Origin of the sequence: Paenibacillus salivarius, assembly GCF_051307165.1 — a bacterium.
GTDB lineage: Bacteria > Bacillota > Bacilli > Paenibacillales > Paenibacillaceae > Fontibacillus.
This window is the reverse complement of record NZ_CP195592.1, coordinates 3,306,535-3,323,828: the sequence shown is the minus strand read 5'-3', so window position 1 is coordinate 3,323,828 and position 17,294 is coordinate 3,306,535. Positions and strand designations below refer to the sequence as shown.

General features: G+C 52.4%; 15 protein-coding genes and 1 pseudogene. 14 read left to right on the top strand and 2 right to left on the bottom strand.

The window, feature by feature from the left end:
* Nucleotides 1–13: 13 nt before the first annotated feature.
* Nucleotides 14–874 carry a DUF421 domain-containing protein gene (locus ACSFXJ_RS15130; RefSeq protein ID WP_435921168.1) on the bottom strand — a complete coding sequence of 287 codons (861 nt, stop codon included), beginning with the start codon at nt 872–874 and terminating at the stop codon, nt 14–16.
* 149 nt (nt 875–1,023) lie between these two features.
* On the opposite strand from ACSFXJ_RS15130, the gene ACSFXJ_RS15125 reads away from it, so the two are divergent.
* From ACSFXJ_RS15125 to ACSFXJ_RS15075, 11 genes and pseudogenes are all read left to right on the top strand, one after another.
* Nucleotides 1,024–1,230 carry a DUF1657 domain-containing protein gene (locus ACSFXJ_RS15125; protein WP_435921167.1) on the top strand — a complete coding sequence of 69 codons (207 nt, stop codon included), beginning with the start codon at nt 1,024–1,026 and terminating at the stop codon, nt 1,228–1,230.
* A 190-nt stretch (nt 1,231–1,420) separates the two neighbouring features.
* Nucleotides 1,421–2,971: a tRNA (N6-isopentenyl adenosine(37)-C2)-methylthiotransferase MiaB gene (miaB, locus tag ACSFXJ_RS15120; protein ID WP_435921166.1), complete on the top strand. Its 1,551-nt coding sequence runs from the start codon at nt 1,421–1,423 to the stop codon at nt 2,969–2,971.
* 43 nt (nt 2,972–3,014) lie between these two features.
* Nucleotides 3,015–3,476 (top strand): RicAFT regulatory complex protein RicA family protein, encoded by a 462-nt coding sequence (locus ACSFXJ_RS15115; protein ID WP_435921165.1) that lies wholly within the window; start codon nt 3,015–3,017, stop codon nt 3,474–3,476.
* 94 nt (nt 3,477–3,570) lie between these two features.
* The gene (locus ACSFXJ_RS15110; RefSeq protein WP_435921164.1) at nt 3,571–3,999 is read left to right on the top strand and encodes a PaaI family thioesterase; all 429 of its coding nucleotides are present in this window, start codon (nt 3,571–3,573) and stop codon (nt 3,997–3,999) included.
* 40 nt (nt 4,000–4,039) lie between these two features.
* On the top strand, nt 4,040–4,822 hold the full coding sequence (locus ACSFXJ_RS15105) for an NUDIX domain-containing protein (RefSeq protein ID WP_435921163.1): 783 nt from the start codon (nt 4,040–4,042) through the stop codon (nt 4,820–4,822).
* Between the two features lie 77 nt (nt 4,823–4,899).
* Nucleotides 4,900–6,354: a nicotinate phosphoribosyltransferase gene (locus ACSFXJ_RS15100; protein ID WP_435921162.1), complete on the top strand. Its 1,455-nt coding sequence runs from the start codon at nt 4,900–4,902 to the stop codon at nt 6,352–6,354.
* A gap of 285 nt (nt 6,355–6,639) precedes the next feature.
* Nucleotides 6,640–7,650 (top strand): 2-oxoacid:acceptor oxidoreductase family protein, encoded by a 1,011-nt coding sequence (locus ACSFXJ_RS15095; protein ID WP_435921161.1) that lies wholly within the window; start codon nt 6,640–6,642, stop codon nt 7,648–7,650.
* Between the two features lie 22 nt (nt 7,651–7,672).
* Nucleotides 7,673–9,979 carry a thiamine pyrophosphate-dependent enzyme gene (locus ACSFXJ_RS15090; protein ID WP_435921160.1) on the top strand — a complete coding sequence of 769 codons (2,307 nt, stop codon included), beginning with the start codon at nt 7,673–7,675 and terminating at the stop codon, nt 9,977–9,979.
* A gap of 24 nt (nt 9,980–10,003) precedes the next feature.
* The gene (locus tag ACSFXJ_RS15085) at nt 10,004–11,008 is read left to right on the top strand and encodes an acrylyl-CoA reductase family protein (RefSeq protein ID WP_435921159.1); all 1,005 of its coding nucleotides are present in this window, start codon (nt 10,004–10,006) and stop codon (nt 11,006–11,008) included.
* Between the two features lie 200 nt (nt 11,009–11,208).
* On the top strand, nt 11,209–11,757 hold the full coding sequence (locus ACSFXJ_RS15080) for a hypothetical protein (RefSeq protein WP_435921158.1): 549 nt from the start codon (nt 11,209–11,211) through the stop codon (nt 11,755–11,757).
* A gap of 140 nt (nt 11,758–11,897) precedes the next feature.
* Nucleotides 11,898–13,036: pseudogene (locus tag ACSFXJ_RS15075) on the top strand (IS3 family transposase).
* A gap of 90 nt (nt 13,037–13,126) precedes the next feature.
* Here the strand turns inward: ACSFXJ_RS15075 and ACSFXJ_RS15070 are convergent.
* Entirely contained in the window at nt 13,127–13,639 is a 513-nt protein-coding gene (locus ACSFXJ_RS15070) for a MogA/MoaB family molybdenum cofactor biosynthesis protein (protein ID WP_435925776.1), read from the bottom strand.
* A 142-nt stretch (nt 13,640–13,781) separates the two neighbouring features.
* Between ACSFXJ_RS15070 and ACSFXJ_RS15065 the strand changes: the two genes are divergently transcribed.
* The 3 genes from ACSFXJ_RS15065 (at nt 13,782) to ACSFXJ_RS15055 (ending at nt 17,285) form a co-directional block, all read left to right on the top strand.
* Nucleotides 13,782–14,831, top strand: coding sequence for a CobW family GTP-binding protein (locus ACSFXJ_RS15065; RefSeq protein WP_435925775.1), 1,050 nt, complete (start codon nt 13,782–13,784; stop codon nt 14,829–14,831).
* Between the two features lie 88 nt (nt 14,832–14,919).
* Nucleotides 14,920–15,255 carry a four-helix bundle copper-binding protein gene (locus tag ACSFXJ_RS15060; RefSeq protein WP_435921157.1) on the top strand — a complete coding sequence of 112 codons (336 nt, stop codon included), beginning with the start codon at nt 14,920–14,922 and terminating at the stop codon, nt 15,253–15,255.
* A gap of 128 nt (nt 15,256–15,383) precedes the next feature.
* Nucleotides 15,384–17,285 carry an OPT family oligopeptide transporter gene (locus ACSFXJ_RS15055; protein WP_435921156.1) on the top strand — a complete coding sequence of 634 codons (1,902 nt, stop codon included), beginning with the start codon at nt 15,384–15,386 and terminating at the stop codon, nt 17,283–17,285.
* Nucleotides 17,286–17,294: the final 9 nt, after the last annotated feature.

The window sequence follows — 17,294 nt, the reverse complement described above, 5'->3', positions numbered from 1 at the left end:
CTCCTTATCTTCCTTATCTCGCCAGAATAGGCTTGACGTCATCGATAATTTGCTGCAGTTTTGTGGAGCAATCGGTGTACATTTGCTTGACCTGGCCGTCCTCTGTAGACAGGGCGTACATCTCCAAGTCGGCCTCGCATTTTTTTAGCTGTGAAAGAAGGGAAGCTTTTTCCTGCGGCTCGGGAACTTGAAGCACATCGTCGTATAGATCGACATATAGCTGTCCGTTGCCATCCACCTGTCCCAAATTGACATTGTCGAGCGAAACGCCGAGTTTTTCGAGCTCGGTATGCAGCCAACGCCGGTTCATGCCGATCGTGGCGAGCGGCTCGTCCATAATGTTTCCGTCGATAATGACCGTTTGAGGTTCGGTTTCCGGATTGACCTTGATTCCAAGATGCGAAGGTGTCAACGGTTGATACTCTTTTTTAAGCAAAGCATTGATCGAGCCGTCGGGCTCTATCACAGCGAACTCGACCTGCGAAGTTTGAAAAATACTCTTTTTCCGGAGCTGCTCCAGCAATTCGTCGTTCGACAACTTTTCCTTCTTCAAGTTCTCTTCCATGATTTTCCCGTCTTTAATCAATACGGTGGCCTTGCTGTCAATCCAGTCGCGGGCTCTCTTGCTCTTGATCTGCAAATATTCAATGCCCAGCGAGACGAGGAACCAAACCCCCATGGAAATGATGCCCAGGTACCAGTGAGTGTCTACGTCGACGGACAAATAGGCGGTGATGCTCCCGATCGTGATCCCCGTAATATACTCGAAGAAAGACAACTGAGAGATCTGCCTTTTACCCAACAGGCGCGTCAATATAAAGAGAATAACGGCGGAAACCAATGTCCGCACGATGACTTCCAGCCAAATCGGCATAATTTTTCTCCTTCCGTCTTTAAACTATTCCAATTATGCGCAGTAAGGATTGTTATTAAAGAAAACAAAATATGGATATCGCGGACCGAATAATTTGCAGGTACCCCCGAGCAAATTAGAAATACTTTGCGCAGAGGTGGTGATTTCAAATGACAGTGGCAGCTCAAGTAAAAACGACGCTGGCTTCCCTCAAGAGCGCTCAGGCCAACCTGGAGCAATTCGCCTTGAATACGCAAAACCAGCAAGCGAAAACGTTGTTCACGAACGCGGCGGAGCAAACCCAGCAAATCGTTACCCAAGTCGAAAGCCGGGTAAAAGATCTGGAAAACGAAGAACCGCAATATAAAGGATTTTAATCAGATGAAGGTGGAGGCCCGTTCGAAAGAACGGGCCTTTTTCTTTTGCGGATAGCGGCATGCAAGGAGTTGCTTATGGATATCACCTATGAATCATGTTATAATTTGGTGTAATGCGTTTTTTTACGACTAATTAATATTTCATACCGTGCAAACAGATAGATTGGCAAAAAAGGAGTGAGCCGACATCATGGCTAAGGAAACGAAGGATTACTCCAAGTATTTTGACTTCTCGGACGCCAAAGTCATTTCGGAGGACGAACGGGGGAAGAAGATCAGAATTCGCGGACGGGAGATCCAAATTTTGTCCGAACCGAATCAGCGCATAGAGAAACAGCGGGGCAAAGAGGATATCCAGGTGCTTTACGACACTGCGGTGCCGGAGGAAATGAAGTCGATCGGGGCCGGCAAACACTACATCGTGTATACCTTCGGCTGCCAGATGAACGAGCATGACTCGGAGACGATTAAGGGCCTGCTCGAGCAGATGGGGTATCAGCCTACCGAAGACCGCAAAGAAGCGGACATCATTTTGTTGAACACCTGTGCGGTCCGCGAAAATGCGGAAGATAAAGTGTTTGGCGAGCTTGGGCACTTGAAAGGCCTGAAAACGGAAAACCCCGAGCTTTTGCTCGGTGTTTGCGGCTGCATGTCCCAGGAAGAGGGCGTCGTCAACCGGATTTTGCAAAAACACGGCTTCGTCGATTTGATTTTCGGCACGCATAACATCCATCGGCTGCCGTATCTGATCCAGGAGGCGCTGTTCAGCAAGGAAATGGTTGTCGAGGTATGGTCCAAGGAAGGCGATATCATCGAGAACCTTCCGAAGAAGCGCGAAGGCATGCGGGGCTGGGTCAACATTATGTACGGCTGCGACAAGTTCTGCACTTACTGCATCGTCCCGTTCACCCGGGGCAAGGAGCGGAGCCGGCGGCCGGAAGACGTGATCGCGGAAGTCAGGGAGCTCGCGCGTCAAGGGTTCAAAGAGATTACGCTGCTCGGTCAAAACGTGAACGCCTACGGAAAAGATTTTACCGACATCAAGTATACGTTCGCCAATCTGATGGACGATATCCGGAAAATCGATATTCCTCGGGTTCGTTTCACAACCTCGCATCCGCGGGATTTTGACGATCATTTGATCGAAGTGCTTGCGAAGGGCGGAAATCTCGTCGAGCATATTCATTTGCCGGTTCAATCGGGCAGCAGTGCCGTATTGAAGAAAATGAGCCGGAAATACACGAGAGAGCAATATTTGGAACTGGTAAGCAAAATCAAGTCCGCGATTCCGAATGTTGTTCTCACGACGGATATTATCGTAGGCTTTCCGGGCGAAACGGAAGAGCAGTTTGAGGAGACGATTTCGCTCGTTCGCGAAGTCGGATTCGATTCCGCCTACACCTTTGTTTATTCACCACGTGAAGGAACTCCGGCCGCGGTGATGGAAGACAATATTCCGATGGAAGTCAAAAAGCGTCGACTGCAGCGACTTAACGAAGTCGTTAACGAAAACAGCCGTTCAAGCAATGACACGATGCTGGGGCAGATCGTCGAAGTGTTGGTGGAAGGCGAAAGCAAAAACAACGCATCCATTTTGTCGGGCAGAACGCGCAGCAATAAACTGGTTCACTTTGAAGGCGGCAGCGAGCTGATCGGTCAATTTGTCCATGTGGAGATTACCGATCCGATGACATGGTATATCAAGGGCAATATCGTGCCTGAAGCCGTATCGATGTCCTGAACGGAGTAAAATTCTTTTTTTAGATGCATAGGGAGGGTTGAGCATGGGAGATCATCATAACCATCAGGATCATACGGATTGCGGAATTCCGAAGTTCGATTCGCGCGATCTCGTCATCCGTGAAGATATTATGGCCAAGGCGAAAGAGCTTGCCGGTTTGATCGGAACAAGCGAAGAGGTACGTCAGTTTCAAAAAGCGGAGCAGATGATACAGAATCATGAGCGTGTCCAGAAACTGATCAGCGCAATCAAGAAGAAGCAAAAGGAAATCGTCGCGTTCGAGAGCTTCCAGAACAAGGCGATGGTTGAAAAAATCGAGCGTGAAATCGATGAACTCCAAAACGAGCTCGATGATATTCCGCTTGTTACCGAGTTTCAGCAAAGCCAGAGCGACATCAATTATTTGCTGCAGCTTGTGATTTCGGTCATTCGGGATACCGTATCCGAAAAAATCAATGTAGAAGCAGGCAGCGAGCCGGCGGCGACTTCCGGCTATGGCGAGTAATCAGGTCGGTGCGGGAGCGGTTTTTCCCGCACCTTTTTATTCATGAAGGACTAACGAAGGCCATAACCAAATTACAACTTGGAGGTTTCGGTCCATGGACTGGAATGAAATCATGCAGAAAGAAGAACAATCGTTTTGGGGCCTGTTGGGAATGAGATTGTTGACGGCCGACAAGGAGCGCGTGGAAATCGGCATTACCGCCGGTGATTCGCATTTGAATTCCATGGGCATCGTGCATGGAGGCGTGCTGTCCGCGATGATGGATCAGGCGATGGGCACGCTGGTTGCCGTTTCCAAGGAAGGTATTCAGGGAGTAACCACTCATCTGAACGTGAATTTTTTAAGCCCCATGCGAAAGGGCGAATTGATTGCAACGGCGTATCCGATCCATGAAAGCAGCCGGACCATGACATTGAAGGCCGAGGTACGGGACAGTAAGGATGTGCTCGGTTGCATATCGACAGCCACTTTCCGTCTCCCGCGGCTTTCCGGGAACGAAAAAACGAAGGATACAACTAATTAATGTGATGAAGTAATTACAAAATACTGACGTGGTGATCGTGATGAGCAATAGGGAAAGGCAACAATCGCAGCCGGATGACGAAGTAAAGAAATACCGAACGCCGGACGGCATCCCGGCCGATATTGTCATGTTTACCTTGACGAGACAAGAACGCAAAGCATCCACGAAATCGCTGCCGCATTTTGATCTCAAGGTGATGCTGATCCGTCGCAGAAGCTGGCCTTTTGCCGGAGCATGGGCTCTTCCGGGCGGCTTTTCGCAGGAAGACGAGTCCCTTTATGAAACGGCGCGGAGAGAATTGAAAGAAGAAACCGGCGTAGACGGGCACCACCTCGAATATTTGGGCGTGTACAGCAAACCCGGTCGGGACCCGAGGGGCTGGATTATATCGCACGCCTTCTTTGCCCTTGTGGAAGAATGGGTGCTGGAAAAGCGCCAATCCGCGGACGATGCCCAGGAAGTCGGCTTGTTTCCCGTAAGGGAGGCCCTGGAGGAACTGGATTTGGCATTTGACCATCGCGAAATTTTGAATGATGCTTACCTTCGCATTCAGCAGCAAATGCTGCAAACGACGATCGCCAAGCAATTTTTGCCTCCGCACTTTACGCTCGGGGAGCTGTATCAGGTAATCCAGACGGTCGTTCCGGATTTTGCGGAGTTAAACTTTATCCGGAAAATTACGTCCACTCGCAGCCGTCAAGGCATATTGGAGGAAGTTCACGATGGGAACGGCAAGCCGATGCTGTCCAATCAATATTCCCAGCGTCCGGCACAGCTGTACCGGTTTACCGATTTTACTCCCCGCCTGTCCATCTATACGTAGCTTGGCGGCGGGCCATTACATATTTTTACAGCTAGGCCTCTGCAGTCAGGACAGCCGAGAGAGGATGACTTTTTAAGATGCAAAATGAACATTTGGCACTTCATACGGATAAATATCAAATAAATATGATCTATGCGCATTGGATCAATGGCAGCCATAACCGGAAAGCCGTGTTCGAGGCATACTTCCGGAAGCTTCCGTTCGGCAACGGCTACGCCGTCTTTGCGGGTTTGGAACGCATTGCGGAATACATCCGGAATTTGCGCTTTACCGACCGCGATCTCCGGTACCTGGCTGAACAGGAGGAGAATTACAAGCCGGAATTTTTGGAGCTACTGCGGAATTTCCGGTTCCGGGGGAACCTGCTTTCTTTTCGGGAAGGCGATATTTGTTTTCCGAATGAGCCATTGATTCGCGTCGAAGGCACGATAATGGAAACCCAATTGATCGAAACGGCGATGCTTAACTTCATGAATTTTCAGACGCTGATCGCAACGAAAGCATCGCGGATCAAAAGGGTAGCGGAGCGGGACGTACTGCTGGAGTTCGGCTCGCGCCGGGCCCAGGAGGCGGATGCGGCGATCTGGGGAGCCCGTGCGGCGTATCTTTCCGGATTTGATGCGACATCCAATTTGCTGGCCGGCGAAATTTTCGGGATCCCGACGAAAGGAACCCATGCGCATTCCTGGGTACAAATTTTCGATTCCGAGCAGGAGGCGTTCGAAGTCTACGCACGGGCGCTTCCGGATCAAGTGTCCCTATTGGTAGATACATTCGATACGCTCGAAAGCGGGGTTCCCCATGCGATCCGCACGGCGAAGCTGCTGGAAGCGGAAGGCAAGCGGCTGGGCAGCATCCGGCTCGACAGCGGAGATTTGGCTTATCTATCCGTTCAGGCCCGCAAAATGCTGGATGATGCGGGTCTTCCTTATGTCAAAATCGTGGCTTCCAACGATCTCGACGAAAATACCATCTTCAATCTAAAGGCGGAGGGCGCCAGGATCGATACCTGGGGCGTCGGCACGCAGCTGATTACCGCAGCGGACCAGCCCGCTCTCGGCGGGGTATACAAGCTGGTAGAGCGGGAGCGGAACGGCGCGATGGAGCCGACGATCAAAATTTCCGGTAATCCGGAGAAGGTGACCTCGCCCGGAAAAAAAGATGTGTTGCGCATCGTCAGCAAAGAGAACGGCAGAGCGATTGCCGATTATGTTTGCCTGCCTCACGAGGAGCAGGCCCGTTCCGGAGGAAAGCTGCGGTTGTTCGATCCGGTCCATCCTTATTTAAAAAAATCGGTAAAGGACTACGAGGCCGTTTCGATGCTTCAGCCGGTATTCGTGAACGGTGAACTGGTTTACGAGCTTCCGAGTCTGGCCGAAATCCGTGAACACCATAAAGACCAGCTTCAGATGTTTTGGCCGGAGTATCTGCGCAAGCTGAACCCGGAAAAATACAGGGTGAACCTTAGCCAGGAAGCATGGGAACTGAAGCAGCGAATGATTGAAGAGCATATGAGCCGACTGGAAGAATAAAAGGAAGCCCCGAGAGTCTTGACTAAAGACTTTCGGGGCTTTTTTGCGTGAGAAATCAATTATTTCTCGGGAAAGCGCAGAAATCGAGTTTTTAGGTGATTTCGCGCACACTTTTCGACATTTCGTGTGATTTATGACATTGCGAGTACAATTGTCCAAACGAGATTGTCCATATGACATTTGTTACATTCGTCACACTGCTTCTGTGATAAATTGTAACATTAATCAAGGTAATGCTAGTTGGCTGCGAATCGTCTGGCTGCAGCGAAGAAGGGGGTTAAATGCGTGGTGCAATTGCCGAAATTGAATGATCTTGGTTTTTTTGAAATTCGCTTGGAATCGATAGGTGGACTCGGGGCCAATCTGGCCGGAAAAATGCTGGCGGAAGCCGGCGTGGAAGGGGCCGGGCTGAATGGGGTCAGTTTTTCTTCCTATGGATCGGAGAAGAAGGGGTCGCCTGTCAAGGCGCATATCCGGTTCTGCGATCTGGACACGCCGATCCGCGACACGTCTCCGGTGGAACGGCCGCATATCGTCGGTATTTTTCAGGAGGCGCTTGCAAAGACGGTTAACGTGATCAGCGGTATTTACGAGGACAGCACCGTACTGGTCAACTCGCGCAAAACGCCGGGGGAACTGAAGGAGAAAATGAAGCTGATGGGCGGCACGATCGCCGTGATCGATGCCACCGGCATCGCGCTGGAGGAAAAGAACCGGGTCAATATGGCTATGCTGGGCGCGTTGTTCCGGCTTTGTCCGTTCCTGGATCCGGAAACGATGAAAGGCGTCATCCGCAAGTCGCTTGAGAAAAAATATCCGCAAACGGTCGCTCCGGCCCTGGCCACGTTCGACAGAGGTTACAGGGAGGTACAATTTCAAACGTTCGAATTGCCTGAAGGAGCCGTTATGCCGGCTTTCGTGCGCGCGGACACGCCCGTGCTTGGATATGAAACCCAACCGATCGGCGGCTTGGTGGTCAATCCTGGGAACAGCGTTCTGAAGGACCTCAGCATTTCCCGCTCCGGCATGATGCCTCATTTCAAGGCGGAAACGTGCATTCACTGCGCACAGTGCGATAACGTCTGCCCTGATAATTGTTTTGTATGGGAAGAGCTGCCGGACAAGAAGGGCCGGCCTCAGATGTTCCTGAAAGGCATCGATTATCAGTACTGCAAGGGTTGCCTGAAATGCATTCTCGCTTGTCCGACGGACGCCTTGTCCGGTGAGCGGGAGGAAGACGGCTATGCCGATCAGCACCGGGTGCCGCATCTGTTCGACCAGGTCGTTCAATACTAAATAGAAGGGCGGTTTACCTAGAATGGCGATAAATTTGGAAAAAGAGCTCAGCTCGGCCAAAGTGGAAGAGCGCATCGTTTACGAGTCGGGTAACGAAATGGCGGCTTACGCCGCTCATCAGATCAATTATCACATCATGGGATATTTTCCGATTTCCCCGTCCACCGAGGTTGCCCAGTTTCTGGACCTGATGAAGGCGAACGGTCAACACGACATCAAGCTGATCCCGTCGGACGGCGAGCATAGCTCGGCGGGGATCTGTTACGGGGCGTCTACAGGAGGCGGCCGTGTATTCAATGCCACGAGTGCGAACGGTTACATGTACATGCTTGAGCAAATGCCCGTGCAATCCGGCACCCGTTTTCCGATGGTCATGAACCTGGTCTGCCGGTCCGTTTCGGGGCCGCTGGATATCCACGGGGATCATTCGGACTTGTATTTTGCCCTGAATACGGGCTGGCCGATTTTAATGTGCCGCGATCCTCAAGCCGTGTACGACATGAACATCATGGCGATCAAGCTGGCCGAGGATCCCGAAGTACGGCTGCCCGTGCTCGTTGCTTCGGACGGTTATTTTACGTCCCACCAAAAACGCCGAGTTCGTACGTTTGCCCGGAATGAAGACGTGCAGGCATTCGTGGGGGAACGTCCGCCTGCCGGGTTCATGCACACGCTGGACCGGAACAATCCGATCACGGTCGGACCTTATATGAACGAACCGGACTACATCAACAACTGTTACCAGCAGTCTCAGGCGATGTATAACGCGGAGCGGGTGTTCGAGCGGATTTCGGACGAATATGCCGAATTGACCGGCCGGAAATACGAAATGCTCGACACGTATCGGATGGAGGACGCCGAAGTCGCCGTATTCCTGATGAACTCGGCTTCGGAAATCATCAAGGACGTCGTGGACGATCTGCGGCGCCAAGGAATCAAGGCCGGCTCGATCGCGCCGAACGTGATCCGGCCGTTTCCGCAGAAACAAATCGCCGAGGCGCTGAAGCACGTCAAGGCGGTGACGATCGGCGACCGCGCCGATTCCTACGGTGCCCATGGCGGGAACATGACGAACGAGATCAAGGCGGCGCTGTTTACGTACGGAAACCGCACGACGCAAGTCGTCAGCCGGGTTTACGGTTTGGGCGGGAAAGAATTTTACGCCGAAGACGGCCACCATCTGTTCTCGTTGGCGATCGAAGCCGCGAATAAAGGACGCGTCGAGGTGCCGTTCGATTATTACGGCCACACGCCTGGGGACAAGGAGAAGGCGCCGAAACGGGTGCTGAATCCGCTCCGCTTTGAAGACCTGAAAACCGGGCTTATCACGGTTACCCGGAACGAAGAAACCGGCAAGCTCGGCGTCCGCATTCCGCCGCTCCGGTCGTTGACCAAAAAACCGAAACGGATTGCGCCGGGGCACGGGGCTTGTCCGGGATGCGGTATTTTTTCCGGACTGGAGCTGTTCTTTAAAGGCATTGAAGGAGATATCGTCGCCTTGTTCCATACGGGATGCGCGATGGTAACGACAACCGGCTATCCGTACTCTTCCCATAAAGCCACGTATATTCATAACCTGTTCCAAAACGGGGCGGCAACGCTCTCCGGTGTGGTGGAAATGTTCTGGGAGCGCAAACGCAGAGGTGAGCTGGATGATCTCGGGTTGAAGGATGACTTCACCTTTGTCATGGTAACGGGCGACGGAGGAATGGACATCGGGATGGGACCGGCCATCGGGGCCGCGCTGCGGAATCATAAGATGATTATCGTGGAATACGATAACGAAGGATATATGAATACCGGGGCCCAGTTGTCGTACTCGACACCGCTCGGACACCGTACGTCCACATCGAACCTAGGGTCGGCCCAGCAGGGGAAAGTGTTCCATCATAAGGATACGGCGCAAATTATGGCTGCAACCAACATTCCTTACGTATTTACCGGAAGCGAAGCTTATCCTCAGGATCTCGTGAAGAAGGCGGCCAAAGCGCAGTGGTATGCACAGAATGAAGGGCTGGTTTATGGTAAAATATTAATTGCATGCCCGCTCAACTGGATCAGCAAGGATGACGAGGGCACGAATATCGTGGACGCCGCCGTCAATTCCTGCTTCTTCCCGCTCTATGAAGTGGAGCACGGGCAAACGGCGATTACTTACAATCCGGATGAAAAAGGCAAGCGGGTTCCGCTGACCGACTGGTTGAAGACGATGGGGAAAACGCGCCATTTGCTGAAACCGGAAAACGCTGAAGCGCTCCAGGCTTTTGAGGCTGAAGTGGAACGGCGCTGGCAAATTTTGCAGGCGAAGCACGAGCATCCGTTTTTGTAAGCTTAAGGAGGAGACTTTGACATCATGGAGAAATTCCGCGCATTTCGGGTTCATCAAGAAGAAACGGAGTTCCGCTCGGGAGTGGAACATATCACTTTCGACGACCTGCCGGAGGGGGACGTAACAATCCGTGTCCATTACTCCAGCGTGAATTACAAGGACGGTCTTGCATCAATCCCCGAAGGGAAAATCGTTAAGCGTTACCCGTTCATCCCCGGCATCGATTTGGCAGGGGAAGTCGTGGACTCCAAAGACGGCCGTTATCAGACCGGCGACCTTGTTCTATGTACGGGATATGGGCTCGGAGTAAGCCATGAAGGAGGCTTTGCCGAGTTCGCCCGCGTCCCGGGGGACTGGCTGGTGCCGCTGCCGGCCGGCCTGACGCCGCTTGAGGCGATGGGGATCGGAACGGCCGGCTTCACGGCAGCCCTTTCGGTGGAGCGGCTGCTGGCCAACGGAGCGACCCCGGATGGCGGTCCGGTGCTGGTCGCCGGCGCGACCGGAGGCGTCGGCAGCATGGCCGTGTCGATCCTCGGCCGGCTCGGCTTTGAAGTGGCCGCCGTGACAGGCAAGGCCGGTACGGGCGGCATTACGGAGCGGCTGCTTGCGCTCGGTGCCAGCCGGGTGCTGAACCGCGAAGAAGCCGCTTCGGGCGCCAAAGGCGCTCTCGGTAAGGAGCTGTGGGCGGCCGCGGTTGACCCTGTGGGCGGGGCTATTACCGGCGATCTGCTCAAGATGGTGAAGTACGGCGGATCGGTCGCCGTATCCGGAATGGCTGCCGGTGGAAGCTTTGAAGCTACCGTGTATCCATTCATTTTGCGTGGCGTTAACCTGCTCGGGGTTGACTCGGTGTTTTGCCCGATGCCGCTCCGGCTTAAGTTATGGGAGCGGCTCGCAGGCGAATGGAAGCCGGAAACGGCGCTTTCCGAATGGCTATCCGTCTTTGGGCTCGAGCATTTGCCGGAGGCTTTGGCAACGATCCTTCAAGGGAAGGCCAAAGGCCGTCAGGTCGTGTCATTGTCGGAATAACCAAAAAGGATTGTATCTTGGGAAAGCCAGGGTACAATCCTTTTTTTGTTTTTGCGGAGGGCGCAATTCATCTAAACCCGGATGGTCAGGCTCGATAATTATCCGGTTTCGCCACTTCACGTGGTATAAAATGGCGAATGATGTGGCAATCTAACTTCATTGATGTTTGCCAGCCTTTAAGAAAGAAGGGATTGCTTACGATGAGATGGTGGATATTCGGCCTGGCTTCGGTAATGGCGTTATCGTTTGCAGCAGGATGCAGCGATGGAGCGCAGAGAACGGCGCGCCGCGAAGTCGACTTATACAATATGAAAAGCTACAATCAGGGAAATCAGAGACAGCTTTCCAACGGGACTACGCTGAATACGGGATTGCTGCAGGCATTGAAAGCCGAGAGCTCCAAGCGCAGCATCCGGCTTACGCACGAAACGTACGCGGAAGATCTGAACGGAAAAATCAGTTACACTTATTTCATTAACGGTGATGCACGTCACTTTGTAAACGTTCATGTGTTTCCGACCGAAAGGGACAGAGTCGAGGAAATGGCCGAAGTATACGGAGGCCAAAACGGTTCGGTGACCGCAGCCTCAGCCGAAGAAACTTCCGTCATGTCTCAAAAAGGCAAAGTTGCGCTTATCTACGCCTCCAGCGGAATGGAAAAAAGCAAATACAACGATGACATGAAAAAGGTATTCGACAAAGTGCTAAGCGGGATGAATATGGATCAGAATCAGGCACCGCGTCATTAACTCGCCCAAAAACAAACACCCCTCTGCAAAGGGCAGGAATCCATCAGGACTGACCCCAAAGCGTGAGACAAATTAAAACACCTTCAAGAGAATTAAACCATGTCGTAAGATATGGGGATAACCTTGGAGGTGTTTTTGCATTGGCAACAAGAGTCAGCTACCCATTCGAACTTAAATTGAAAGCCATTGAAATGAGATTAGAAGGAGTTCCGGTTCGTGAGGTCATGAAGCAACTCGGGATACGGAATAAGACACAGCTGAAGATGTGGATGAAGTGGTACCGAGAAGGTGCCGGCTGGAGCAGCCTGTGGGTAAGCAATATAGCTACGGAAAAGGGCCAGAACACTCTTCAGAGTTAGAAAAGCTACAGGCAGAAAACCGGTTTTTAAAGCAGCAGTTGGACCTGCTAAAAAAGTACAAGGAGTTAGAAAGGAGGTGGAAATAGAAGTCGTTGTTGCTTGGATCGAGTCCATTCGAGAAGAAGTCAACGGTGACGCAGGCTTGTGCGTGGCTCGGCATTGCAATAGCCACCTATTATCGCTGGAAAGCAACTATGGAGGCAAAATGTCCAGAACCAACGGTGGAGAAAATCCGGGAACTTTGCATTCAACATAAATTTCGATATGGTTACCGGAAGATTACGGCATTACTTCGGATGGAATGTAAGATTAACCATAAACGCGTGCAGCGGATTATGCAGCGAGAGGGGCTCCAATGTCGTGTCAAAGTGAAGAAACGCAAACCTACAGGGCAGCCAGCTTACATCGCAGAACACTTGTTAAAGCGTCAGTTTCAGGCCGATGTCCCCATGCAAAAACTCGTAACAGACATTACGTATTTGCCGTTTGGCGGAAAAACATTGTACCTGTCGAGTATTTTGGACTTGTTTAATGGAGAGATTGTGGCTTACAGTATAGCAGACAAGCAAGACACGACTCTTGTTCTAGACACGTTAAACCAATTACCAGCTGTACCGGGTATGATGCTCCATAGCGATCAAGGCAGTGTTTATACGTCTCAGGCTTATCAGGCGGCTATAAAAGGAAAAGGCATTACCATGAGCATGTCCCGCAAGGGAACGCCCGCTGATAATGCCCCCATCGAATCGTTTCATTCCACGCTAAAGTCTGAAACGTTCTATCTCGAAGGTTTAACCTGTACGACGACGGCAATCGTCGAACAGACCGTTCGAGACTACATTACTTACTATAACTCAATTCGCGTTCAAACAAAACTAAACAACCAGTCACCGGTTCATTTCCGGCAACTGGCTGCTTAGACTTGTAAGGTGTTTTGATCCCTGTCTCACAAACGGGGGTCAGTCCCATCCGCCTATGAGAGGGGTTATTTACGTTATGCCGGCGATTTTCTATTTTTTGTAGATTTCACGCATCACATGTCTCAGCTCCGGCAGAATGATTCGCTCCATCGCCAATTTTACGGCCCCTTGGGAGCCCGGCATGGAAAACACGGCCATATTTCCGATCGTTCCCGCGATGGCCCGGCTTAATATCGCTGCGGGCCCGATATCTTCCGTAAAACTGAGATAGCGGAAAATTTCGCCGAACCCCGGCAGTTCCTTGTTCAGCAGGCTGCGAACGGCTTCGTACGTCGTATCCCGAGGGGCAATTCCGGTGCCTCCGCTCAGCAGCACGGCTTCGATTTCCCGGCTGGAGACGGCCTCGCGGAGCAGCTGGCGGATGCCGTCATAGTCGTCCTTGACGATAACATATTTGACAACCTTGTAGCCATGGGATTGAAGCAATTCACGCATAATTTGACCGCTGTAATCATTCTCCTCGGTCCGGGTATCAGAAACGGTAATGACCATGCAGGCAACCTGATCAGGGGCCTGACTGCGGTGTTCATCAACGGATTTCATCATCGCTCGTATCCTTTCTGTATAGAGGATTTCGTATTTATACTTTACCACAAAAGTTGCAGGAATCATCCGCTTGGTGTAAACTCGCTTTCATGGAAAACGGAAAAAGCGTTTTGGGACGGAGGAATTGTAAATGGAAAAAATGACCGGGGCAACGCCCGTCTATATTTTATCCGGTTTTTTGGGGAGCGGGAAAACCACATTGCTGCAGCGGCTGCTGGCCTATTGGAAAAAAGAAAACTTACGTCCGGCAGTCATTATGAACGAAATGGGCGAGATCAATCTGGACGGTATGCTTGTCGGTGAAGAGGTGCCGATGGCCGAAATGCTGGGCGGCTGTATCTGTTGCACGTTTCGGGGTGACCTCAGCGTCCAGTTGTACGAGCTGATTACCCAGGAACATCCCGATCTGGTCGTCATTGAGGCAACCGGCGCAGCTAACCCGATGGACATGTTCGACGCGGTTTCGGAAGCATCCATGTATTTAAAGCTCGATATCCGGCCGATGATTACCGTCGTGGACGCGGCCCATCTGGCGGAACTATATGCTTCCCAACAGGGGAAAACCTACCGGCTGATGCTGGAGCAAATCCGCTGCGGCTCCGAGCTGATTTTGAACAAAATCGACCGGCTTGCCTCTGAACAGCAGCAGGAAATGCAGGATTTGCTTGTACGCTTGAATCCGTATGCCCGCATTACGCCGGCAATCCGCTGCGAGGTGGATCCGATCTTATTGCTGGAATCGAATAAGCAGGCTGACATACCGGCAAAGCACGTTAGCAACGATGAACCCGTTCATTCGGAGCATCCTCAGGGTCATATCCACGAACATCAACATGAACATAACCATGACCATTCACACGGACATGCTCACGACCACTCTTTACATGAGCATGTAACCGTATATACGTACTATTTGTCCGGGCCGATCGACAGCAGGGCGTTTGAGGAATTTATCAAGGAGCTGCCCCGCGAAGTTTATCGTGGCAAGGGGATCGTCCATTTTTCCGACACCTCGGGGAGGTTCCTGTTCCAGTATGCTTACCGAGAAACGGACTATATGAAAATAACGCCCCAAGGAAATGTCCCGGACGCGGTCGTGCTCATCGGGGAGCATTTCGATAAGCAGGAGATTGCGGCAAGACTGAAGGCGTTGGAAGGCGTACCGGCAGGCTCCGACGGAGGCGAGTAAGCAGACGAATGTTTCGTTGGCTCACGACTCGTGGTAATACATGTTGTGCGTGTTGACTTGCAAATCATCCGTAGGAGGTAAGCTAACTATGATTCAGGAAAAATACCGTGAATGCATCGATGTATGTCTCCAATGTATGAATGCTTGTAACTACTGCTATGTATCCAGTTTGAAGGAATATGAGCTGGCGATGCTGAGGGAATGCATCAGGCTGGACCGGGAATGCGCCGAAATATGCGCGTTCGCGGCGGAGTCCTTATCACGGAATACGCCGTTCGCGATCGAAATTTTAGAGCTATGCGCGAAAGCCTGCGAGGCCTGCGCGGACGAATGCGGCAATCATGGGCATGATCACTGCAAAGCATGTGCCGAAGCTTGCCGGCGCTGCGCGGAAATGTGCCGCAGCATGATGGGAGCCGCCTGAGGGGCGGCATGAGAAAACCCGGATGATCTTTCCGACTTATATCGGAGGATCACCCGGGTTTTCGTTTATTAGAAGCGGGATTCGGGTATTATATAAACTGCTTTTTCGCTATGAAGGGAGAATGTGCCATGGATAAAAAGTCAACCGGTTCAACTACGTTCGTCCCGTACATATCCGCATCCCGGACCCTGCCGGAATTGACGGCGGTAGCGATCGTTCTCGGGATCGTGCTTGCGGTGATTTTTGCCGCGGCAAACGCCTATCTGGGCCTTAAAATCGGCTTGACCGTCAGTGCCTCGATTCCTGCGGCGGTGATCTCCCTGGCGGTGCTTCGCGGCTTATTGCGGCGGAAGTCGATTCTGGAAAACAACATCGTCCAGACGATGACGACCGCGGGCGAAGCGGTCGCGGCAGGGGCTATTTTTACCCTTCCCGCGCTCTATATGTGGAATTTGAATCCCGGCCAGCAGATGGTCAGTTTTATCGTGCTGGTAGGCGGTTTTCTCGGCGTGGCGATGATGGTGCCGCTCCGGCGGCTTTTGATCGTTAATGAACATGAGACGCTGCCGTACCCCGAAGGGACCGCTTGCGCGGAAGTGCTGGTATCCGGCGAGACCGGGGGACGCAGCGCACGGATGGTTTCGTTCGGCTTTATCGTCGGCGGGATCGTCAAAGCGCTAGGCGACGGTTTTATGCTGTTTCGCACCGAAATCGAGACCGCGATCTTCAGATTTAAAAACGCCGTGATCGGGATGGATACCTATCCGGCATTGCTGGGGGTCGGGTATATTATCGGCCCGAGAATATCCGGGCAAATGCTGGCGGGAGGCATACTCGCCTGGCTCGTTCTGATTCCGGTGATCGGCTTCTTCGGAGCGGGCGGCCAATCGGTCATCGCCCCTTCCCAGACCCCGATCGGCCAACTCGAAGCCTGGGGCATCTGGGGCGATTACATCCGTTATATCGGTGCGGGCGCGGTGGCGGCGGGGGGACTCATCACGCTGATAAAAACATTGCCGATGCTGTTCAGTTCTCTGACGGCGACACTTCGGGGTCTGATGAAGCAAGGGGACGAAAAGGTAACGCTCGACCGCACCAACAAGGATATTTCGGGGAAATGGGTATTTGCGTTGATCGCCGTTTTGATTATTTTACTTGCGTTTGATCCGATTACGGAAGTAGGCATTATTGGCGCAGTCGCCATTGCCCTGTTCGGTTTTTTGTTTGTCACCGTGGCTTCCCGTATCGTCGGTCTTGTCGGAAGTTCTTCCTCTCCGGTGTCGGGGATGACGATCGCGACGCTTCTGATCGTTACTGTCATCTACAAGCTGTCCGGGTTGTCGGGGACAGCGGGTATGGTAACCGCCCTCACCGTGGGAGCGATCGTTTGCGTGGCTTTGGCCGTGGCCGGAGACATTTCCCAGGATTTAAAAACCGGTTATCTGGTCGGCGGCACGCCTTGGAAACAGCAGGTTGCCATGATGATCGGCGTGCTCGTATCCGGTCTCGTGATCGGGTTTATTTTGAACGTGTTGAACGCTTCGTACGGGCTTGGCTCCGAGCAGTTGCCCGCCCCGAAAGCGGTACTGATGCGGATGATCGTCGAAGGAATTATGGCGGGGAATTTGCCTTGGGACTTGATATTCATCGGGGTGGCGGCGGCGGTCGTGTTCGAATGCCTCGGGCTCAATTCGCTCACGGTCGCGGTCGGCATCTACTTGCCGGTCCATGTCAGCACGCCGATCATGGTCGGAGGTCTTGTGCGCTGGTACGTCGAGCTTGTATCCCGCCGGAACGAAGCCGTGCTTAAAAACCGGGTAGAGACCGGGACGCTTCTTGCTTCCGGACTTATCGCCGGCGAATCGTTGATCGGTGTCGTCATTGCTATCCTGATCTGGGCGGGCGTGCAAATTCCGTCGATTTTAGCGATACAGAACCATGCTTTGCCGTTTCTCATATTTCTGGCGGTCACGTTCTTGCTCGCTTTCGTTTCCTTGAGCAGTAAGGAAGGCATCGCCAAAAACGGATAGGAGGCGGAC